The following is a 19,402-nucleotide window of genomic DNA, read 5'->3' on the forward strand; positions in this document are numbered from 1 at the left end:
TTTTATTTTAGCTAAAGACCTCTTTCAACTGCTCTACCGTCGGGAAATTCGGCGTTACCAGCTCGGTTTCGGGCTTATAAATATACGCCATCGGGTAGCCGCGTTCGATGAATGTTGGTTCGTCGAGGTTGTTGTAGCGGAGCTGCACCGACCAACGGATGTTGTTTGTGATGTTGTTACCCGACTGGTGGATCAGGAATGCTGAGAAGATCAGGATATCACCAACTTGGAATTCAGTCTGAACAAAATCTTCGTCCTTCAACTCCACAGTAATACCGCCCTGATAACCGGACGTGGTAGAGGCTTGCAAACCAATTTTATGGCTGCCCGGGATCACCTGCAATGCGCCGATGTCCGCACCTGCATCGACCATAGGAAACCAGATCACCGCACTATCGAGCGAGCCCTGGCCGGTGCGCCAGTCCTGGTGCGCATCGAGTTTCCAGTGCTTGCTGCCGTCTTTCGACAAAAAGCGGCTGTTGAACTGCATGGCGGCACGTGCTCCGATAATAGGAGCCGAAAGGCCGATATCTTTCAAAAGGTTTTCAATAACCGGGTCAACGCCCAAGCGGTGCAGCGAGAATGCGTGCTGAACCGTTTTGCCTGTGCTTACAAATCCGTCGAAATCTTTCTCGAAAAACTCGAACATCGCGTTTTCAAATGTATCGCGCTCGTCAATATCGACCGTTTTGCCGGTAACACGCTTGATCTGCGTAGCAAAGATCTTGCGGGCTTCGGTATATATTTCATTAATGACGCCCTTGTCGAGGTAATTTCTCAAAAGGACATAACCATCGCGGTTGAACTGCTCCTGAAGTGTACTCATTGTGCGATCACGTTTGTGACATTTAATGGTGATTTCTTCAAAATTATCTCGCCATTGTTGCTGAGACTATGATGTGTCTCAGGTTATTTCAGAATATTAATCTTCCCAGACCGCATAACCAAAACCTGCGGCACCGAACCCATTACCGTTATAAAGCAGGTAACGCTTGCCGTTGTGCTGGTAGAAATTGGCATAATCGATCATTTCGTAGTCGAAATCTTCCGGATTGTCAGATTTTGCAATGCCTACCAAATGGTCCTTGCGCTCCCAGTTCGTACCATCTGCCGATTCGGCATAACCCAGGCGGTAGCTCTGATTGCGGTCGGTGCGATAATCGCGGGAGTGGCGGTAGGAGTAGTACATTTTGTAAATACCATCCTCCTTGAAAACGCTCGGCCGGCCTACTGCATGCAGGAAATCGTCGAAGTCCAACGTCGGAATGTCGCTGATTTCCCAGCGGATACCGTCTTTCGAAGTCGCGGATTGTGCGCGGTAGTAAGGCTCGGGATAGTCGTGGATCATCTCGCATTTGTGGCCCGAGATGTACCACATCCGCCAGGTGCCGTCGTCGTCGATCAGTACCGAAGGCTGCGCGGCCCAGAGCGGATTCTCAATGCTGCGGTCCATAATCGGCCCGCGGAACATCTTTTTGAATGTCAACCCGCCGTCATGGCTTACCGAAAGGCCCATGGAGAGCCGGTAGGAGTTCCAGGTGCGGTTCCAGCCGGTATAATATAGCCATATATCACCGTTCGGACGGTCCACAAACCAGGCGGGCATAGCGCCGGTTTCGTCGTATTCGCCCGGGCCTCCGAGTTCGAGCACGGGTTTGTCGTGTATATAAAGGATCTTTTTGGGATCGTCGTAATCCACGTCGATGAACGTCGGGCGCGATTGCGTGCTCTTATCCCGCGTCGAGAAATAGATCCTCAGAAAATCCTTGTGTTTATAGGCAAATGGCACCTGCGCATGGCTCTGGCTGTGCGCCAGACTGCCGTCAGGTTTGTAAATAACTCCTTTTTTAACCCACATTGGAACGTTGAATTTTGGTATTGAAAAATGGCTTAGTCGACGGCTTTTTCAGCACGAATGCGCCAGTTATCAACGAAATCTTTGCCAGGGATCGGCAGGTCGATATCCACTTCCGGTGCTTTGGCGGTAACGCGGTATTCCATTACATAAAACGCATTGCCAAACACATAATGCAGCTTGAAGTTCTCGATATTGGCCGGAACATCTTCCAACGGTACTTCGGCGCGGAACAATGGGTTCGCTTTCAGCAAAGTAGCGTAAGTAGGAGTGTTCCGAAGCCATGGGGCCACGCTTTCATCGCCTACCACCACTTTTCCGCCGGGTTTCACGACGCGGGTCAATTCGTCGAATGCACGTTTGCGCTCCGAGAAGGTATTAATGCCGCCGAAATGGAACACAGCGTCGAAAGTATCGTCTGGGAAAGGCAGGTAAGAGCCGTTTCCGAGGAAGTAATGCACATTCAGGTCGTCGGTAACGAGCTTTTCCTGTGCCAGTTTCAGCATGTTAGGCGAAAGGTCGGACAACACGGCAGTTCCGCCGGGTCTTACTTTGTCGAGAATCAATGCAGAATCTTTACCGGTTCCGGCTCCCACTTCGAGGGCCTTCATGCCGGGTTTCAGCTCCATCAGGTCGATGAAAAAGCGGCGGGTAGCGGCTTCGTCGGAATGGTTCAGGGTTTCGAAAACCCAGGAAACGCCGCGGTCGTAGCGAAGAAACGCCTGGTCGTACAAGTATTGTTCACGGGCATCTTCGGGCAGCAATTCTTTGGGATACAGCATATTGACAATGCCTGTGTCACCTACTTCGTAAACGGTGCCGTCTTCGCTTTTGAGTGATTTGCCGTCTTCGGCTATGGTTAAAGGGGTTCCTGTGCGTGGACAAACCAATGATTCTAAAAACTCCTGTTGATTCATTTTTGCGTGTCTGATTGATTCATATCTGGTCAAAATTACCCTTTTTCTTTGGAACACCAGCCAACGTGCGGCGGCTTCTTAGCAAATGGGCATTGTGTTTCTGTTTGTATGGCAACGTTCCCCCGCCATTTTTTTATTGTTACCTTTGAATGTTTTGTAAAGACAACCCGTAGTACTTCAATATCATGTCCCAGCTTCAGGAAAAAATCAAAGCGCTTGCCAAAGATCAGTCGGAAGACATTATTGCCCACCGTCATCATTTGCATAGTAACCCCGAGTTATCATTTGAAGAGTTCAAAACGGCTAAATACGTTGCATCCGAACTTACAGCAATTGGCTTGCAGCCCGAAGAAGGCATTGCAGGAACGGGCGTGGTTGCGATCATCGAAGGCCGAAATCCTGGTAAGAAAGTGGTAGGTCTGCGTGCCGATATGGACGCCCTGCCGATCCTCGAAGCGAATGATGTTCCCTATAAATCGACGGTTCCGGGCGTGATGCATGCCTGCGGGCACGATGTACACACATCGTCCCTCCTGGGCACGGCGCGTATCCTGCACGCATTGCGTGAGGAGTTTGAAGGGACGGTCAAACTGGTATTCCAACCAGCTGAGGAGAAAGCACCGGGCGGGGCCTCACTGATGATCAAGGAAGGTGTTCTGGAAAATCCCAGACCCGCCAGCATGGTAGGCCAGCATGTGGCGCCTAATATTCCGGTCGGCAAAATCGGGTTCCGCGAGGGCATGTATATGGCCAGTACCGATGAGCTGTACCTGACTGTAAAGGGCAAAGGCGGCCATGCCGCGGCACCGCATCAGCTGGTCGACCCGGTGTTAATGGCATCTCATATTATCGTAGCATTGCAGCAGATCATCAGCCGCAACCGCAATCCTGCAAACCCCTCGGTATTGTCATTCGGCCGGTTCATTGCTGACGGCGTTACCAATGTGATCCCCAACGAGGTGACCATTCAGGGAACGTGGCGTTGTATGGATGAGGAATGGCGCGAAGACGGCCTGCGCAGAATGAAGAAAATGGCTGAAAATATCGCCGAAGCCATGGGCGGAAGCTGCGAATTCGAGATTGTAAAAGGTTATCCTTTCCTGAAAAACCACCCCGAACTCACCAGACGTACCCGAACAGCGGCAGTAGGCTATATGGGTGCCGAAAACGTCATCGACCTCGACCTTTGGATGGCCGGCGAAGATTTCGCATTCTACTCACAAGTGGTCGATTCGTGCTTCTACCGCCTCGGAACGCGCAACGAGGCACGCGGGATCATTTCCGGCGTGCACACACCTACATTCGATATTGACGAAAGCGCACTCGAAATTTCTACCGGCCTTATGAGTTGGCTGGCAATTTCTGAGCTGAATGCTTAGGAATATACCTTTTAAAATAACTGTTGATTTTCAACGTGATCACACCAAAGATGGCTTCCTTGAAAATGCCTTTTGACATTTTTGAGGCGCCTTTGGTGCGGTCGGTGAAGATGATAGGCACCTCTGTAATGCTGAAACCGTATTTCCACGAGTTGAATTTCATCTCGATCTGGAATGCGTAGCCGATAAAACGGATATTGTCGAGGTTGATCGTGTTCAGGACTTTGGCAGTATAGCAGATGAAACCTGCAGTAGGGTCCATGATCGGCATTCCGGTGATCATACGCACATAATATCCTGCGAAATAGGACATCAAAACACGGTTGATCGGCCAGTTGACCACATTCACCCCTGTAATGTACCGGGAACCAACCGCGACGTCGTGACCTTCGTTCGCACAAGCATTATACAGGCGGATCAGATCCTCGGGCGGATGCGAGAAGTCGGCATCCATTTCAAAAATGTAGTTATAGCCTCTTTCAAGCGCCCATTTAAAGCCGTGGATGTAAGCGGTACCCAGGCCCAGTTTTCCCTTTCTTTCTACGAGGTGAAGTCCTGAAAACTCCTTCATTAACTCTTTGACAACCCCTGCGGTGCCGTCTGGCGACCCGTCGTCTATGATCAACAAATCAAACGGATGATTCAGGCTAAAAACCTTCCGGATGATGGCTTCAACATTTTCAAGTTCGTTGTAGGTTGGGATAACTACAATGCAGTCGTTCACAGAAATTGTCCAGTTTAGAAGTTAAATGCCTAGTATATAGCGCGATACGAAAATTTCAGAGTTTAATATTATTACTTTTCTCCCGATCCTCAATTTTCTTGTTCACTTTTTCGTAAATGGTCGCCATTTGCTCGGGATGGCTCATATAGTAAGAGTAGCTTTCGCGATACGCCGTTGTATCCACCTGGTGTTTTTTCCAGATATCACTTTTCAAACGGTTAAAAATCATGAGCGAGGAATCGAGCGATTTCAGCTGCAAACGGTTCACGCGCGACTCGGCCAGGTGAATGTCGGTCAGGATTGTTGCCATTTTTTCCTCGGATAATGTCCCTTTCGGGGGCTTTTCCTCTTCGGAACAAGCCGAAAACAACAGCATAAAAAGCGCCAGAAGGCTTATACCGGTCGTGAATTTCATCGCAGGGCGTAGCTTACTATCAAAATACCTATCTTTGTTTTAGGTACACCAGACGACAAAGGTGGTGATTTTTTTGCAAAACTTATGTTCGAGCAGTTTCTGGGAAAGTTAAGGAAGTATGAAATCCGAATGCGGAAAGCAGTGACCAGCGAGCGCCACGGCAACTTCCATTCGGTTTTCAAAGGGTCCGGCCTGGAATTCGACGACCTGCGCTTGTACCAGTATGGCGATGACGTACGTGCCATAGACTGGAACACTTCTGCCAAAGGCCATGGTACATTTGTCAAGATTTTCAAAGAAGATAAGGAGCAAACGGCGTTTTTCATGCTCGATGTGAGCGCGTCGCAGCAGGTAGGGGAGATCAAGAAGCTCAAAATCGATATTGCGAAGGAAATATGCGGGGTGCTGACGCTTTCAGCGATCCAGGAGGCGAGCCGGGTAGGTTTGCTTTGCTTTTCGGATCGAAATGAGCGGTATATACGGCCTTCAGATGGCATGAAACACGGTTACGGCCTGATCTCGGAGCTGTACAAACTGGTTCCTGAATCGACCAAAACCAATATAGCCGAGGCCATTCTGGTCGCATTGAACGTGCTCCGCCGCCGCAGTCTCATATTCCTGATTTCCGATTTTATCGACAATAACTATCAGCATAACCTCAAAGCCCTCGCCCGCAAGCACGATTTGATCGTGATCCATTTGTATGACTCGAGGGAAGTGAATTTGCCGGGATTAGGCATTATCCCGCTCTACGATGCGGAAAAGAAGACAACTGTGTGGGTCAACACGTCGTCGAAGCAGTACCGCAAAGAAATGGCCAACCGCTTCGGCAAACGAAGTACTGAACTCCAGCGGCTGTGCCACCAGAACCGCGCCGACTATATTTCCATCAATACCCAGGAGGATTATGTGCCGGCGCTCATCCATTTGTTTAAGGTAAGGCGTTATACCAAAAGTACGGCACCATCCAATGGCTAGGGTTTTTCAGGTAATCATTTTGGGAATCGTCGGGTTTTTGCTCTGCTTTTCGGGCATTGCGAGAGACGCGCGCAAACAGCGCTTGAAACCCAAAGGTATTTTCCTGAATGACAGCGTGGAGGTGGGAAAGCCCATTTACTTCTCCCTAAGCCTGCGCCATAGCCCCGAATCCGAGATTTTCTTCCCCGACAGCACATTTGATTTTTCGCCTTTTGAACTGGTATCCCAAAGAACTTTCGTTTCAAGTACCGATAGCCGCGGGACGCTCGACAGCGCGGTTTATCACCTCATTTCCTTCGACGTATCCAAAGTACAAAAGCTCCGGCTGCCTGTCTTTGTATTCCAAAAGAAAGATTGTACGGCCGTATTTACAGCGCCCGACTCGGTCTTTCTCATCAGAAGCAATAACATCGACCTCCGTAAAAAACCGGTATTAAAGGAAGAGACCCGGCTGGTTGCATTGAGCCGGGAGTTCAACTTTTCCATGCTCATCGGTTCGGTAGCGTTGATTATCGGTGTTGTTGGAAGTATTTACTGGGTTTTCGGACGGGATATTTACAAGCAATGGCAGCTGCTCAAATTGCAGCGCCGGCATCTGGAATATGTACGGTCGTTTAACCGCCTCATGCGCAGCGCACGTGAGAAGAGCAATATTAAGGATGCCGAAAAGGCCATTATTATCTGGAAAAATTACCTCGAAAGATTGGAGAAGAAACCATTTGCGACTTATACCACACGAGAAATTATTGACAATATGCCCGACGACGAACTGGCTGATGCATTGAAGAATATGGATAGCATCGTGTACGGGCAAAGCAGGTCGGGGAATATGGATAAGTACCTGGAAGTGCTCAAAACCGGCGCTACGCGTTTGTACAGGGCCAAAAGAAAATTTGTACTCGATAGCCCCGTCGTTTAACCCGATCATTGAATGGAAAACTGGTTTTCACTGGAATGGTTTGGTTACAGCACGTTAAGGTCGTATGAATGGGTATACCCTTACTTTCTCTATTTGCTGCCGCTGGTACCGTTCCTTTTCTGGCTTCGAAACGCGTTACACCGCAAACATAAGCAGCGACTGACGATCACCTATACCTCGGTAACCGGTTTGCGGAGCTGGCTCACATTGCTGCGATTTGTGCAGCCCGTTTGCGTCGGTCTGGCGATCTCCCTCATTCTGGTTGCATTGGCACGTCCCCAGGTGGTTTCCGAGCGGAAGGACCAGTACTCGGAGGGAATCGATATTATGCTGCTGCTCGACATTTCAGACTCCATGATCGAAAAAGATCTGAGCCCCAACCGCCTCGAGGCAGCCAAAAGAATGGCCCGCCAATTTATCAGAGGCAGGTTACAGGACCGTATCGGGCTGATCGTCTTTGCCGGTGAAGCGGTGTCGCTTTGCCCGCTGACCACCGATTACGAGTTGTTGTACGGCTTTCTGGATGAGGTTAATCCCAGCCTTATTCCTACTCCCGGAACGGCAATCGGCAGTGCGCTGGCAGTTGCCGTAAACCGGATGCGCGATACGGCAGGCGAAAGCAAGGTGGCAATCCTGATCAGCGACGGCGATAATACTTCCGGCAACCTCGGCCCGACGACGTCGGCGCAATTGGCGAATGCATTCGGTGTAAAAGTGTATACAATTTCTGTCGGCAGACCAAAAAAAATATCGAAAACCGACACTACGGCCAGTTTAGGGGCATTAATGGATGAAGGTGAGTTGCAAAATATTGCGGGAATCGGGAATGGAAAGTATTTTCGTGCTACCGATAACACGGCGCTGGAAACGGTTTTCAAACAGATCGACCAGCTCGAAAAAGTGAAATCCCGCGATGTACTGTCGCGCGATGTGAAGGATTACTACCGCGTTTACCTCTATTGGGCGGTAGCGCTGTTGCTTGTGGCGATCGGGACGAAGAGTACATTTATGGCCAATATTCTGGAAGATTGATGCTGAAAGCTTATTACAATATCGATGCTGTCGAGGCAGGGCTTGATGAAGTGGGAAGAGGCTGCCTGGCAGGGCCGGTAGTGGCTGCGGCAGTGATTTTGCCGCGCGATTACAAGCATTCCTTCCTCAATGACTCCAAGCAGCTCACCAAAGCGCAACGTCTGGAACTGGAAAAGGAAATCATCCGCGAATCCATCTGCTGGGCAGTGGCGGAAGTCGATAATTTTGAAATTGATAAAATCAATATTCTGAAAGCGAGTTTCCTGGCCATGCACCGGGCGGTGGACAAGCTAAGGGTACGCCCCGAGCATTTGCTAGTCGACGGAAACCGTTTCACGCCTTATCCGATGATCCCGCATACCTGCATTATCAAGGGCGATGCGCATTATCTCTCCATTGCTGCCGCTTCGGTTTTGGCCAAAAATTACCGGGACGAGCTGATGACAAACCTTTCCAGGCAATTCCCGCATTATGGCTGGGAGCAGAACGTAGGCTACCCCACGGTTCACCACCGGAAGGCGATCGGTTTACACGGGCCTTGTTCTTATCACCGTATGACATTCAAGTTATTAAAAGCGGAGGACGATCAGTCGGTGGAGGAAACCGAAGATTTAGGCTTTTTATAAAGGGGGACTGTGCTGCAAGGCTCGCCGAACATCAGGCTTTGTACGACGGGTTTCAGCAGTTTGCTCGCCGCTACGTAAGCCGAAACAGGCACATTTACCTTACTGCAACCTTTTACAACCACGCGTTTTCCAGCAAATTCCGTTGCATCCAACTTTGCGATGGCGTCGGCAAAGAGTTTGTCTTCCAACGCATTTAAATCACCAAATACAAAGGCATTGGCATAAGGTTCGAGCTGTACGGCGAGGAGCATGTAGGCCCAGGTTGGCACAATCGCGTCCTCCGAGCAGATGATCGCCACATTCTTGTCCTGATACTGCGACCAGTCGTGGGCTTTGAGGAAATCGCGGAAATCCTTCTCGCGAAGGATCATTCCTTGCCAGAGGTTATCCTTAATATCGTAAACAATGCGCTCGCCCGGGTGATAGAGCTCTTCCAAATCCAGTGAAATGATGCCGCTGGTAGCAACCCGGTTTACAATTTCGTCAGTTTCCATTCTAAAAATCCTGTTACAAAAAGGCTAACAACAAAATGCGGGCGATTGTTTGGCAAACCTTATAAAATCCGCCGGTTACTGTACCAGCGTACTGGCCTTTCGTGGCGCGGGCGACATGAAGTCTTTCAAATAATAGGGTTCAAATGACGCCACATCCTCGAATTGCGCGTTCGCGAATGCAATCGCACCCAACTGACCAATGGTCCGGGCTGATGGTTTGATATCTATTGCAGGGAAAATTGCGTTCGGGTGCTTTTCGAGAATTGGCTTACATTTGGCCGCGCCGTCGCCAAAGAAAACGATCCTATTGTTCACCAGCAGGTCTTCAAATGACGCATCATTCATAATCACGGCCTGTGTTTCCTGAACGAACGCGTTTTTTGTGTCCAAAACAGCTGCGTAAACCTCCATTCTCCGTGCGTCGATCATCGGGCACAACAAAGACCCCGGGAAGAACGGGGCGAGCTGCAAGGCCATTGCCTGCAATGTATTGATGGCGATCAGCGGTTTGTCCAGCGCATAACACAATCCCTTGGCGGTGGATACGCCTACGCGCAGGCCCGTATACGAGCCGGGGCCCTTACCAACGACGACCGCGTCGATGTCCGAAAGGTTAAACCCCGCGTGCGTAACACTGTCGCGCAGGAGCGTGGTGAGCATCGCCGATGATGACTTGTCGGTAAAAAGATCGTAAGCTGCCAGCAGGCCGGTCTCATTGTGCACGGCCACCGAGCATCCGCGGATCGAGGTATCGATACTTAGTAGAAGCATATAAAACAAAAAGCCCGCCGCGAGCGACGGGCCGGATGATACTATTTCTTTTTCAGGATCTGATTGTAGCGGGCCGGATCCTTGAAGAGTGCCAGCGCTGCTTTTACTTCGGGATCTTCGTTGAAAGAAGCTTCCCGCATGCCTTTTTCCAGATAGTAGTGCTTGATAATTTCTTCTTCCAGGATCTGCTTAATCTCCGGTTTAAAGATCTGCAAATCGTTGTCTTTGCTGTGTGAAAGCTTGGATTTTAATGCTTTGAGCTGATCTTCAATTACTTCCAGTGATTTTTCCTTTTTAGCAGAAGCTTCCAGGTCATTCAGGTCGCGTTCCACCTGTGTGGTGTAGTCATATTCCTTATCGCCGAGCCATTTGGTGAATGCCGCGTAGTCTGCATCCGAAAGCTGGAATTCCTTCGCGGGCTTGATCGTCGGATGTTCGAAATGGTATTTCACTGCGTAGTCGAAGAATAGCCGGTTACGGCCAAGCGACACAGCCAATGGCGAGAAGTTTTCCTTTTCAGTAATGATATCAGGCAAAATACCGCCGCCGTCGAACACCGCGCGTCCGTTGCGGGTTTTAAACTCGGTCATAAGCGAATCGGGGATCTTGCCCACGCTGCCGTCGTCGTTGCGATGGCTGTAATCGATCGCCTGGATGCACCGGCCGCTTGGAATATAGTATTTAGCAGTGGTGATCTTCATTTTGGTATTAAAAGAAAGGTCACGCGTAGTTTGGACCAATCCTTTTCCATAAGTTCTTTGGCCGATCAGAACACCGCGGTCATAGTCCTGAATGACACCCGAAACGATTTCCGCTGCCGAGGCACTACGATTGTTGGTGAGTACTACAACCGGTATTTCAGTATCAAGCGCAGGATTGTAAGCGGTGTAGGTCTTGTTCCATTCGCTCACTTTTCCTTTGGTAGAAACCACTTCTTCTCCCTTAGGAATGAATATATTGGAAATTTCGATGGCCATATTCAGTAAGCCGCCCGGGTTGTCCCGGAGATCGAGCACAACCGATTTCATACCCTTACCTTTCAATTCCTGAAATGCATTGCGTACTTCCCTCGAAGCGGTTGCTGTAAAGTCTTTCAGATCGATATAGCCGACTTCCTCATTCAGCATGCCGTAGTAAGGCACGTTTGTGACTTTTACAATATCACGATTGAGGTTGATTTCCAGGGGCTTGGTAATGCCATATCGTTTTACGGTAAGCGTAACGCTGGTCTGCGTTTGTCCTTTGAGTAGTTTGCCCGTATCGAAATCCTCGCGGGTCGAAAGGTCGATGCCGTTGATTTTCGTGATTTCGTCGCCGAGTTGCAGTCCTGCTTTTTGTGCGGGAGTGTCTTCATACACCATCATAACGGTATGCTTGCCATCGGCAGAGTTGACCATCGCGCCAATGCCGTTGTACTTGCCGGTGGTCATCGTCATGTAATCCTCAATATCGTCCTCGGCGTAGTAGACCGTATAAGGGTCGAGCGAGCGGAGCATATTGTCGATGCTTGTTTTGATCAGCTGGTTGGGGTTGATCTCATCGACATAGTACGCGTTCAATTCCTTGAAAAGCGTAGCATAAATGTCCAGATTCCGCGCGATCTCGAAGAGTCGGTCGTCCTGACGGAATGATACGAATGCAAGCCCGCTCACAACCGGAGCCGCCAGCAAAATGGAACGAAGATACTTTTTCATCTATGTTCAGGAATTGGATTGATCTTTGAGAAAGGCGGGCGGCAGCTTTTCAAGCTTTTTGAGCGACTGCTTCATGGCCGTTTCAATAACGTCGTATGAGGCTATTTCTTTTGCAAGATACAAAAAAGCAATGTAGGAAGGGCGCGTTTCGGGAGGTAATGAAACGAGCGTCGATTTGTGCAGCCGGTAAGTTTCACGGCAGCGCCGGCGGATCAGGTTGCGGTCGACCGCTTTTTTGAAATGCCTTTTGGAAACGGAGAAAAGTACTTGCGGAAGGGTAGGAGGAGTTTCGGGCGCGTATATGTAAAGCACCCTGAATGGGTAATTGTAGAACGTTTGAACCTCCGGACTACCTTTTTTGAAAAGCCTGCCTATGATATGGAGGTTACATAACCGCTCGCTTTTACCAAATGTCTGTTTCAAGTTCTTGTAGAAAAAAATGTCTGATAAGTTCGATGTTTTCTCAAACTTATCAGACTATGAAAGACTGGGCGTCCCTGACTACCGTCCTCTACTCAAACCTTCAAGCGTAGCTTATTGCTTGTGACGTTTTTCGTCAGAAACAGTCAGTTTCCAACGGCCTTTTTTACGGCGGCCAGCAACTACTTTGCGTCCGTTTGCCGTGGACATTCTCTCACGGAATCCGTGCTTGTTTCTCCTCTTGCGATTCGATGGTTGAAAGGTACGTTTCATCTCAGTATCAAATTATTGCGATATAAATCTCTGTCTACCCGTAATTTTGGCTTGCAAAGGTAGATAAAAAAATTATTCAAGTCAAAATTTCTGTATTTTTTTCAGAAATAGTCGGTTAGGAAGGCTATTTATAGAAAAACTTCTTCTTGAAAAACCACTCCGCACAGCCGTTGTTGACCTCCACAGACGCCCATGCCGGGTCGGTTTCGTCGTTTACGATGAGGATTGTGTACGGCACATTTTTGAGCTTCGGTACGTAAACCTGCTCTTCTTTGGTGTTCAGTACCAAAGCCGTACGCTCATGCATTTCCTGATTGAACCGTGCCGCGCGACCCGTAAGCAAATCAGACCATGCCGACCGGTAATTGAAATTGCCCGCGAAAAGGAAGAAAAAATACAGGCCTGCCACCCAGGCAATGGCCGGGCTCTGCGTTAGCGGTTGCATATATCCTTTTTTCAGCACCCAGCACGTCAGTACAAATACATTGTATGTCCAGCCGATAAGCGTCCAGAACGTGATCACGCATTGCCCGCGCAGGTTAGGCGGCTCGGCGATGGACCAGTACGAAGGAAAATAGCTGAGGTACATACAGCCCACAAAGATCAGTATCGAAAGTGCCGGATGTACGCCGAAGAATTTAAAATCGTCCTCACCCTTGGTTTTGAAAAGCTGGCAGGCGATCGGGATCAGTACCAAAGCCAGGACACATAATGCCGGCGCCATTTTGGAGAAATTATGGATTTCCCAGACCAGGCTGTTTTTAATCGAAAATAGAAGATTGTATTTCAAAGGCGTAGGATAGAGTCCCGACTCGGCCCGTGCGCCATTGCCCGGAGCCGTTACCGACAGCACGCCAAACGACAATGCTACCAGGCTGAGAAGCATATATTTCACCTGCAACTTGCGGGCTATGACGCTGCTGAAAAAGAACCATCCGCCGGAAAGTACCACCAGCCACACCAGCGTGTATTCGTTCATGCCCACCAGCAGAATAGTGCCGAGGGCGAGAATGACGACGTTCTGTATGGAAAGCGTGGAGTAGTTTCTGAATAAATAGGCAAGCAGGTAGAGCGTACCAATGTCGGCGATGGTGTAGTAGTAGCCCGTATACCAGTAAAAGTAGCCCGAAACGACCGGAAGCTCGGCGATCAGCACAAATAAGAGCAGGAATGCGAGCAGAACGGTCTGCCATCTGGGCAATTTATCTGCGGTAATTGCACCAGCAAATTTCAGAGAGGCATGTACATATAAGAGTATAAGTACAATTGGCGCCAGCTTGTAACCGGTGTAGGAATCGTACGCGAGCGGCTGTGTGGCGGAAATAAGCGTGCCGATATACCGGCCCGACCATGTTTTCCAGTAATGGACCTGGTAACCCCAGTAGCCCATCTCTTTAACAGCCAACGTGTGGCAGTAATCGTCGGTCGTAGGGAATGCGAAAAATGAGACTGCTACAAATGGGAACAGGATGACAAAAAATGCCAGAATAAGCAGTTTTAACTTGTTGTCGGGATTTTTAAGCCAGGAGAAGTAATGTGTCATATGTTGTTACCCTTGTGAAAGAAGTATCCAAACATAAGACATTTATTTTAAACCGGCGCGTAGAAATGCCCATCTGTGAGGATGCGGCGGGGAAAACTTCGTAGCCGACAACGCGCCGCCGGGCTTAGGCTGACATCAAGTTGTAAGCCGAATAGTTTTTGGTAAAAGATTCGCGCACATCCTCGATCTGGTGCGTCAAAAGCCAGGTCCTGAAACGGATAGCATCTTCGGCCTCGTGGTGAACGATACGTCCTCCTGATAGCAAAAGGGTAAATGTTTTGTGTGTCTGCAGGAAACGGCGGATTTGAGCTGCACTATGTTCGAAGCCGGAGAAATAAGGGTTTGTCATAATCATCTGCATGGCATCAGTATAAATCAACGGCAAGATACAACTTTGTAGGTGTTGTTGTATAAAATTGTAGAATAAATTTAATGTTTACTCTTAATTTTTTCAAATATAGTCCAAAATCTGTAAAACAATATGTCACCGATGGCAAATAATTTTTAATCCGGCAAAACTGGAAACGCAAAAAAGCCACTTTCGAAAGAAAGTGGCTTTGGCCTGTGTAGCGGGAGCTGGACTCGAACCAGCGACCTTTGGGTTATGAGCCCAACGAGCTACCAACTGCTCCATCCCGCGGTGTCGTTGAATTGGAGTGCAAACATACAACAAATGTTTTAGAGAAAACAACTATTTTTGTGAAAACTTTTCAAAAAAGTTTGCCTCTAACATACTGACACCAATTTTATGAGTTCATATACAGGCGCTTCCGGTTTTGGGTGGCGTATTCATCAAGTGCTGCTGATCAGGTTGCTCGGCATTATGATCTTGTTCAGCATTTGCCGGCTCCTCTTCTATTTGTTCAACCAATCTTTTTTTCCGGGCGTAAATCTTGTACTTGCACCGCGGCTATTCCTGGGAGGTTTGCGGTTCGACCTTGTGGCGGTATTGTACGTTAATATCCTTTACGTTTTCCTGACGCTGATCCCTGTCACATTCAAGTACCGGCCCGCATTTCAGAAATTTCTGGACTATCTTTTTATCATCACCAACAGCATTGCGCTGCTGGCGAACTGTGCCGACTTCATTTACTACCGGTTTACAATTAAAAGGAGTACCTGGTCGGTTTTGCAGGAATTCTCGCATGAAAACAACATGCACAAGCTGTTTGGCGGCTTCTTGGTGCATTATTGGTATGTGGCGCTGGTATGGATGCTGCTGGTGGCATTAGTGGTGTATATAACGCGCCGTTGGCGGGTTGGATCCAAACCGTTGCGACCAGCCTGGCAGATATTCCTCGTACACAGTGTATTAATGACCGTTGCTGTGTTTCTGTTCATTGGTGGCGTAAAAGGCGGTTTCCTGCACAGTACCAGGCCTATTACGCTGAGCAACGCGGGAGAATATGTAGAGAAGCCCAAGGAGATGTTCATCGTACTGAATACGCCTTTCTGCATTTTCAAAACATTGAAAAGATCCGATTACCAGCGTGCGGATTATTTCAAATCCGAGCGGGAAATGAATGCCGTTTATTCTCCCATTCACACACCCGATCCGAATACACCGGCATTTCGTCCGAAAAATGTCGTGATCCTGATCTGGGAAAGTTTCGGGAAGGAAATGGTGGGGACTTACAACCGGGATTTGGAGAACGGGACCTACAAGGGTTACACGCCTTTCATCGACTCGCTGATGCAACACAGTAAGGTGCATTGGTATTCGTTCGCAAATGGCGCGAAATCGATTGAAGCTATTCCATCCGTACTCACGAGCATTCCAGGCATTTTAGAGCCTTTTGTGCTGACCCGCTATACCGACAACAAATTGCCGAGCTTGCCCGAAATTTTGCAGTCCAAAGGATATCACACTTCTTTCTTTCACGGCGCACCGAACGGTTCAATGGGTTTTAAGGCCTTCACCAATCTGATCGGCATCAAAGATTATTACGGCAAAACCGAGTACAACAACGATGCGGATTATGACGGTATCTGGGGAATTTGGGACGAGGAATTTATGCAGTTCTGGTCCAAAAAGCTCAATTCGTTCCAGGAGCCATTTATGAGCACCTTATTCACGGTATCATCGCACGACCCTTTCCAAATCCCGGCGCGCTATAAAGGCAAATTCCCGAAAGGACCGCTGCCGATCTACGAAACCATGGGTTATACCGACAATGCATTGCGGAAATTCTTCGATTCCATCAAAACGAAGCCATGGTTCAAGAATACATTATTTGTAATCACGGCGGACCATTCAGCCACATTTGCGCACTATCCGCAGTACCAGACGTCGGTTGGGAATTTCTCAGTGCCTATCCTTTTTTATGCACCAGGCGATACATTGATGGCGGGCACCGACAGTACGACACTCGTCCAGCAAATTGACATTATGCCGTCGGTATTGAGTTATCTGCATTATGACAAACCCTATTTCGGCTTTGGGAAAAACATCTTCAGGAACCCTCCGATAAACTTTGCCGTCAACTATGACGGGGCGTATCAATGGTTCAACGGACCTTACGTATTGCAATTTGATGGCCGGAAAACCGTAGGTTTGTATAAATATCAGGAAGACAAGCTTTTGAAAAATAACCTTGCAGGCCGGGTTCCAGAGGTTCAAGGGCCTATGGAATTGCAGGTTAAGGCATTTATCCAGCAATATTCGAACAGGATGCTGGACGACCGGCTGACGGTAACACCTTAGGTGCCATGTTTTTGGGAAGCACAAAAAAGTGAAGAAGTAGTTTTATGGAAGAAAAAGTCGAAAATAACAATACCGAGTTGCGTAACCACCGGGCTGGTTTTGTGAGCATTGTCGGAAAACCCAACGTCGGGAAGTCGACGCTGATGAACGTGCTCGTAGGGGAAAGGATGTCGATCATCACCTCGAAAGCGCAGACAACCCGTCACCGCATTATCGGAATTTTGAATGGGAAGCATGAGGAAATCCCTTTCCAGCTCGTATACTCTGACACGCCGGGGGTAATCAAGCCATCGTACAAGCTCCACGATTCGATGATGACCTTTGTGAAAGGCTCGTTGGAAGATGCCGATGTGGTGCTTTTTGTCGTGGAAATAGGGGAGAAAGCGGCCGAACACGAGGTACTGCCGTTGCTGAAACGAACGGAAGCACCTGTCGTTTTAGTTTTGAACAAGATCGACCTTTCGAATGAGGAAGAGGTGAAACAAAAAATGCAGGAATGGGACGATGAGATCCACCCTGCGGCTATTGTTCCGATTTCTGCATTGGAAAAGGCGAACATCGGAACGCTGTTCGACGCGATCGTGACGCGATTGCCGTTCCACCCGCCTTATTTCGATGAGGATGAACTAACCGACAAGCCGGAGCGTTTCTTTGCTTCGGAAATCATCCGCGAAAAGATCTTCTTGAATTACCGCCAGGAAATTCCATACAGCTCCGAAGTAGTAATCACTGAATTTAAGGATAAGGACGACATCATTGTGATCCGTGCAGAAATTCTGGTTGAACGTAAAAGCCAGAAAGGGATTATTATTGGTGAAAAAGGGGAAATGCTAAAGAAAGTAGGCACGCAGGCCCGGCAGGACCTTGAAGATTTCTTCGGAAAAAAAGTCTTCCTCGAACAGCATGTAAAAGTAGAACCGGATTGGAGAAGCAAGGAAAACAAGTTGCGCCAGCTCGGTTATCAGGAATAAATTTTAAATAAAACGAATGAAGAACAGGCGCCAGGCCCGTTCGGATCATATTAATAGTAATAAAAAATGGCAAATATAATATCGATTGTTGGTCGTCCGAACGTGGGCAAATCCACTTTGTTCAACCGCCTCACCGAAAGCCGGAAGGCGATCATGGACAACCAGAGCGGCGTAACCCGGGACAGGCATTATGGTTACGGCGAATGGACCGACCAATATTTCACAGTGATCGATACGGGCGGTTATGTAGTAGGCTCGGAAGATATTTTTGAAGGCGCGATCCGCGACCAGGTAGAACTGGCGATCGAAGAATCGACAGTAGTTCTTTTTATGGTTGATACCATGACAGGCCTTACCGACCTCGACAAAGATTTTGCAAATGTGCTCCGCCGTTTCAACAAACCGGTTTACCTCGTAGCCAATAAAGCCGAGACGACAGAACGTTATCAGTCGGCTGCGGAATTTTATGAACTGGGTTTGGGAGATGAAATTTTCGCGATTTCCGCGCAAACCGGCTTCGGTACGGGAGAGCTGCTTGACAAAGTAATCCAGCATTTTGAAACTGCGGGCATTGAGAACCCGGAAGAAGGCATTCCCCGCATTGCGATCATGGGACGCCCGAATGTAGGTAAATCCTCGTTTCTGAACGTATTGACCGGCACCGACCGTAGTATTGTAACCGACATCGCAGGTACCACGCGCGACGCTATCCATACGCATTACAATGCATTCGGGATGGAGTTTATCCTTACCGACACCGCCGGCATCCGTCGTAAGTCGCGGGTGAAGGAGGATATCGAATTTTACTCGACCCTGCGCTCTGTCAAAGCAATGGAGGAATCCGACGTTTGCATTGTTCTCCTGGACGCCACATTGGGGCTTGAAGGCCAGGATATGAACATTATCGGTCAGGCCGACAAAGCGAAAAAGGGCATTGTGATCATGGTCAACAAATGGGACCTGGTTGAGAAAGATTCTAAAACCGCCGATCAATACAAAAAAGCCTTGCTCGAAAAGCTCGCACCGATGAATTACATGCCGATCATTTTCGCATCGGTGGTTGAAAAACAGCGCATTCACCAGGTTATGGAGAAAGCGATGGAAGTTTATCAGAACAAGACCAAGAAGATTACCACTTCGAAACTGAACGAGGTAATGCAGGCGGAAATTGAAAAATACCCGCCACCGGCACACCGCGGCAAGTATATCAATATCAAGTACATGATCCAGCTGCCGACGCCTTCGCCGACATTCGTCTTCTTCAGTAGTCATCCAAAGCATGTGAAGGAGCCATATCTACGCTACCTGGAAAACCGTTTGCGCGAAAACTTCGACTTCTCAGGTGTACCGATCACGATATTCTTTCGCGAGAAATAGGCTGAAACAAATACATTCAAAAGCGCCGGCGGGATTTTCCCTTGTCGGCGCTTTCGCATTTTATCCATAACCTACTACTATTCAGCCGAAAAATTCGACGGTTCGTCTTTTTTAAAGAATCTCGAGCAACCTTTTATATTACTTTTACATCTGTTATCCGGCCAGCCACGGTACTTTGAGAGGATTCTGAAAAATTTTCGAAAAAAATGTTAAAAACAAGGTACTATGTATTGCAAGATACCTAATGAAACATATATATTTGTAAGGTCAATTAGTTACACATAATTCCACCCGGCTCCACCGGAATTCT

At 48.5% G+C, this 19,402-nt stretch carries 20 protein-coding genes and 1 tRNA gene; 8 read left to right on the top strand and 13 right to left on the bottom strand.

What is annotated here, in order from left to right:
* Nucleotides 1–7: 7 nt before the first annotated feature.
* The 3 genes from AAHB90_RS08090 to AAHB90_RS08100 all read right to left on the bottom strand — a co-directional run bounded on the left by AAHB90_RS08090 (nucleotide 8) and on the right by AAHB90_RS08100 (nucleotide 2,772).
* Entirely contained in the window at nucleotides 8–826 is an 819-nt protein-coding gene (locus AAHB90_RS08090; protein ID WP_342084434.1) for a phytanoyl-CoA dioxygenase family protein, read from the bottom strand.
* Between the two features lie 96 nt (nucleotides 827–922).
* Nucleotides 923–1,858 (bottom strand): hypothetical protein, encoded by a 936-nt coding sequence (locus AAHB90_RS08095; protein ID WP_342084435.1) that lies wholly within the window; start codon nucleotides 1,856–1,858, stop codon nucleotides 923–925.
* Nucleotides 1,859–1,890: 32 nt separating this feature from the next.
* Entirely contained in the window at nucleotides 1,891–2,772 is an 882-nt protein-coding gene (locus AAHB90_RS08100) for a class I SAM-dependent methyltransferase (protein WP_342084436.1), read from the bottom strand.
* 185 nt (nucleotides 2,773–2,957) lie between these two features.
* Here AAHB90_RS08100 and AAHB90_RS08105 point away from each other — a divergent pair, with 185 nt between their 5' ends.
* Nucleotides 2,958–4,151, top strand: a complete 1,194-nt coding sequence (locus AAHB90_RS08105) for a M20 metallopeptidase family protein (protein WP_342084437.1) — start codon at nucleotides 2,958–2,960, stop codon at nucleotides 4,149–4,151.
* Here the strand turns inward: AAHB90_RS08105 and AAHB90_RS08110 are convergent.
* On the bottom strand, nucleotides 4,114–4,875 hold the full coding sequence (locus AAHB90_RS08110; protein ID WP_342084438.1) for a polyprenol monophosphomannose synthase: 762 nt from the start codon (nucleotides 4,873–4,875) through the stop codon (nucleotides 4,114–4,116). The two genes, AAHB90_RS08105 and AAHB90_RS08110, sit on opposite strands and share 38 nt — an antisense overlap.
* A gap of 55 nt (nucleotides 4,876–4,930) precedes the next feature.
* Nucleotides 4,931–5,290, bottom strand: a complete 360-nt coding sequence (locus AAHB90_RS08115) for a DUF4296 domain-containing protein (protein WP_342084439.1) — start codon at nucleotides 5,288–5,290, stop codon at nucleotides 4,931–4,933.
* Nucleotides 5,291–5,374: 84 nt separating this feature from the next.
* Between AAHB90_RS08115 and AAHB90_RS08120 the strand changes: the two genes are divergently transcribed.
* The 4 genes from AAHB90_RS08120 to AAHB90_RS08135 are packed head-to-tail and all read left to right on the top strand — an operon-like array spanning nucleotide 5,375 to nucleotide 8,845.
* Nucleotides 5,375–6,268: a DUF58 domain-containing protein gene (locus AAHB90_RS08120; protein WP_342084440.1), complete on the top strand. Its 894-nt coding sequence runs from the start codon at nucleotides 5,375–5,377 to the stop codon at nucleotides 6,266–6,268.
* A complete protein-coding gene (locus AAHB90_RS08125) occupies nucleotides 6,261–7,187 on the top strand; it encodes a hypothetical protein (RefSeq protein ID WP_342084441.1) in 927 nt (308 codons plus the stop codon). Before AAHB90_RS08120 ends, AAHB90_RS08125 begins: the two co-directional genes overlap by 8 nt.
* A 12-nt stretch (nucleotides 7,188–7,199) precedes the next feature.
* A complete protein-coding gene (locus AAHB90_RS08130) occupies nucleotides 7,200–8,219 on the top strand; it encodes a vWA domain-containing protein (protein ID WP_342084442.1) in 1,020 nt (339 codons plus the stop codon).
* Nucleotides 8,219–8,845: a ribonuclease HII gene (locus AAHB90_RS08135; protein WP_342084443.1), complete on the top strand. Its 627-nt coding sequence runs from the start codon at nucleotides 8,219–8,221 to the stop codon at nucleotides 8,843–8,845. The genes AAHB90_RS08130 and AAHB90_RS08135 overlap by 1 nt, the downstream gene beginning before the upstream one ends.
* On the opposite strand, the gene AAHB90_RS08140 is transcribed toward AAHB90_RS08135, so the two are convergent.
* The 8 genes from AAHB90_RS08140 to AAHB90_RS08175 all read right to left on the bottom strand — a co-directional run bounded on the left by AAHB90_RS08140 (nucleotide 8,806) and on the right by AAHB90_RS08175 (nucleotide 14,680).
* Nucleotides 8,806–9,339 carry a DUF2480 family protein gene (locus AAHB90_RS08140; protein ID WP_342084444.1) on the bottom strand — a complete coding sequence of 178 codons (534 nt, stop codon included), beginning with the start codon at nucleotides 9,337–9,339 and terminating at the stop codon, nucleotides 8,806–8,808. The genes AAHB90_RS08135 and AAHB90_RS08140 overlap by 40 nt on opposite strands.
* A 75-nt stretch (nucleotides 9,340–9,414) precedes the next feature.
* A complete protein-coding gene (gene tsaB / locus AAHB90_RS08145) occupies nucleotides 9,415–10,110 on the bottom strand; it encodes a tRNA (adenosine(37)-N6)-threonylcarbamoyltransferase complex dimerization subunit type 1 TsaB (RefSeq protein ID WP_342084445.1) in 696 nt (231 codons plus the stop codon).
* Nucleotides 10,111–10,151: 41 nt separating this feature from the next.
* Nucleotides 10,152–11,804 carry a S41 family peptidase gene (locus tag AAHB90_RS08150; RefSeq protein ID WP_342084446.1) on the bottom strand — a complete coding sequence of 551 codons (1,653 nt, stop codon included), beginning with the start codon at nucleotides 11,802–11,804 and terminating at the stop codon, nucleotides 10,152–10,154.
* Nucleotides 11,805–11,810: 6 nt separating this feature from the next.
* Nucleotides 11,811–12,227 (bottom strand): ribonuclease P protein component, encoded by a 417-nt coding sequence (locus tag AAHB90_RS08155; RefSeq protein WP_342084447.1) that lies wholly within the window; start codon nucleotides 12,225–12,227, stop codon nucleotides 11,811–11,813.
* Nucleotides 12,228–12,338: 111 nt separating this feature from the next.
* Nucleotides 12,339–12,497, bottom strand: a complete 159-nt coding sequence (gene rpmH, locus AAHB90_RS08160) for a 50S ribosomal protein L34 (protein ID WP_015813300.1) — start codon at nucleotides 12,495–12,497, stop codon at nucleotides 12,339–12,341.
* A gap of 124 nt (nucleotides 12,498–12,621) precedes the next feature.
* Nucleotides 12,622–14,040 (bottom strand): hypothetical protein, encoded by a 1,419-nt coding sequence (locus tag AAHB90_RS08165; RefSeq protein ID WP_342084448.1) that lies wholly within the window; start codon nucleotides 14,038–14,040, stop codon nucleotides 12,622–12,624.
* Between the two features lie 124 nt (nucleotides 14,041–14,164).
* Nucleotides 14,165–14,389, bottom strand: coding sequence for a hypothetical protein (locus AAHB90_RS08170; protein ID WP_291204448.1), 225 nt, complete (start codon nucleotides 14,387–14,389; stop codon nucleotides 14,165–14,167).
* A gap of 218 nt (nucleotides 14,390–14,607) precedes the next feature.
* Nucleotides 14,608–14,680 (bottom strand) — tRNA-Met (locus tag AAHB90_RS08175).
* A gap of 108 nt (nucleotides 14,681–14,788) precedes the next feature.
* Between AAHB90_RS08175 and AAHB90_RS08180 the strand changes: the two genes are divergently transcribed.
* The 3 genes from AAHB90_RS08180 to der all read left to right on the top strand — a co-directional run bounded on the left by AAHB90_RS08180 (nucleotide 14,789) and on the right by der (nucleotide 19,092).
* Nucleotides 14,789–16,744: an LTA synthase family protein gene (locus tag AAHB90_RS08180; protein ID WP_342084449.1), complete on the top strand. Its 1,956-nt coding sequence runs from the start codon at nucleotides 14,789–14,791 to the stop codon at nucleotides 16,742–16,744.
* Nucleotides 16,745–16,788: 44 nt separating this feature from the next.
* Nucleotides 16,789–17,715: a GTPase Era gene (gene era / locus AAHB90_RS08185; protein ID WP_342084450.1), complete on the top strand. Its 927-nt coding sequence runs from the start codon at nucleotides 16,789–16,791 to the stop codon at nucleotides 17,713–17,715.
* A gap of 66 nt (nucleotides 17,716–17,781) precedes the next feature.
* Complete coding sequence (gene der / locus AAHB90_RS08190) at nucleotides 17,782–19,092, top strand: ribosome biogenesis GTPase Der (RefSeq protein WP_342084451.1); 1,311 nt, start codon at nucleotides 17,782–17,784, stop codon at nucleotides 19,090–19,092.
* Nucleotides 19,093–19,402 lie beyond the last annotated feature (310 nt).

The organism is Dyadobacter sp. OTU695 (genome assembly GCF_038440355.1).
Lineage (GTDB): Bacteria > Bacteroidota > Bacteroidia > Cytophagales > Spirosomataceae > Dyadobacter.

What these genes read in the sequence shown, in the direction of transcription:
- AAHB90_RS08115 (WP_342084439.1), bottom strand. Translation starts at nt 5,290, where the DNA reads ATGAAATTCACGACCGGTATAAGCCTTCTGGCGCTTTTTATGCTGTTG.
- AAHB90_RS08180 (WP_342084449.1), top strand. Translation starts at nt 14,789, where the DNA reads ATGAGTTCATATACAGGCGCTTCCGGTTTTGGGTGGCGTATTCATCAA.
- AAHB90_RS08090 (WP_342084434.1), bottom strand. Translation starts at nt 826, where the DNA reads ATGAGTACACTTCAGGAGCAGTTCAACCGCGATGGTTATGTCCTTTTG.
- AAHB90_RS08105 (WP_342084437.1), top strand. Translation starts at nt 2,958, where the DNA reads ATGTCCCAGCTTCAGGAAAAAATCAAAGCGCTTGCCAAAGATCAGTCG.
- AAHB90_RS08165 (WP_342084448.1), bottom strand. Translation starts at nt 14,040, where the DNA reads ATGACACATTACTTCTCCTGGCTTAAAAATCCCGACAACAAGTTAAAA.
- AAHB90_RS08130 (WP_342084442.1), top strand. Translation starts at nt 7,200, where the DNA reads ATGGAAAACTGGTTTTCACTGGAATGGTTTGGTTACAGCACGTTAAGG.
- AAHB90_RS08095 (WP_342084435.1), bottom strand. Translation starts at nt 1,858, where the DNA reads ATGTGGGTTAAAAAAGGAGTTATTTACAAACCTGACGGCAGTCTGGCG.
- AAHB90_RS08170 (WP_291204448.1), bottom strand. Translation starts at nt 14,389, where the DNA reads ATGACAAACCCTTATTTCTCCGGCTTCGAACATAGTGCAGCTCAAATC.
- AAHB90_RS08125 (WP_342084441.1), top strand. Translation starts at nt 6,261, where the DNA reads ATGGCTAGGGTTTTTCAGGTAATCATTTTGGGAATCGTCGGGTTTTTG.
- der (WP_342084451.1), top strand. Translation starts at nt 17,782, where the DNA reads ATGGCAAATATAATATCGATTGTTGGTCGTCCGAACGTGGGCAAATCC.
- tsaB (WP_342084445.1), bottom strand. Translation starts at nt 10,110, where the DNA reads ATGCTTCTACTAAGTATCGATACCTCGATCCGCGGATGCTCGGTGGCC.
- AAHB90_RS08100 (WP_342084436.1), bottom strand. Translation starts at nt 2,772, where the DNA reads ATGAATCAACAGGAGTTTTTAGAATCATTGGTTTGTCCACGCACAGGA.
- AAHB90_RS08150 (WP_342084446.1), bottom strand. Translation starts at nt 11,804, where the DNA reads ATGAAAAAGTATCTTCGTTCCATTTTGCTGGCGGCTCCGGTTGTGAGC.
- AAHB90_RS08120 (WP_342084440.1), top strand. Translation starts at nt 5,375, where the DNA reads ATGTTCGAGCAGTTTCTGGGAAAGTTAAGGAAGTATGAAATCCGAATG.
- rpmH (WP_015813300.1), bottom strand. Translation starts at nt 12,497, where the DNA reads ATGAAACGTACCTTTCAACCATCGAATCGCAAGAGGAGAAACAAGCAC.
- AAHB90_RS08140 (WP_342084444.1), bottom strand. Translation starts at nt 9,339, where the DNA reads ATGGAAACTGACGAAATTGTAAACCGGGTTGCTACCAGCGGCATCATT.
- era (WP_342084450.1), top strand. Translation starts at nt 16,789, where the DNA reads ATGGAAGAAAAAGTCGAAAATAACAATACCGAGTTGCGTAACCACCGG.
- AAHB90_RS08135 (WP_342084443.1), top strand. Translation starts at nt 8,219, where the DNA reads ATGCTGAAAGCTTATTACAATATCGATGCTGTCGAGGCAGGGCTTGAT.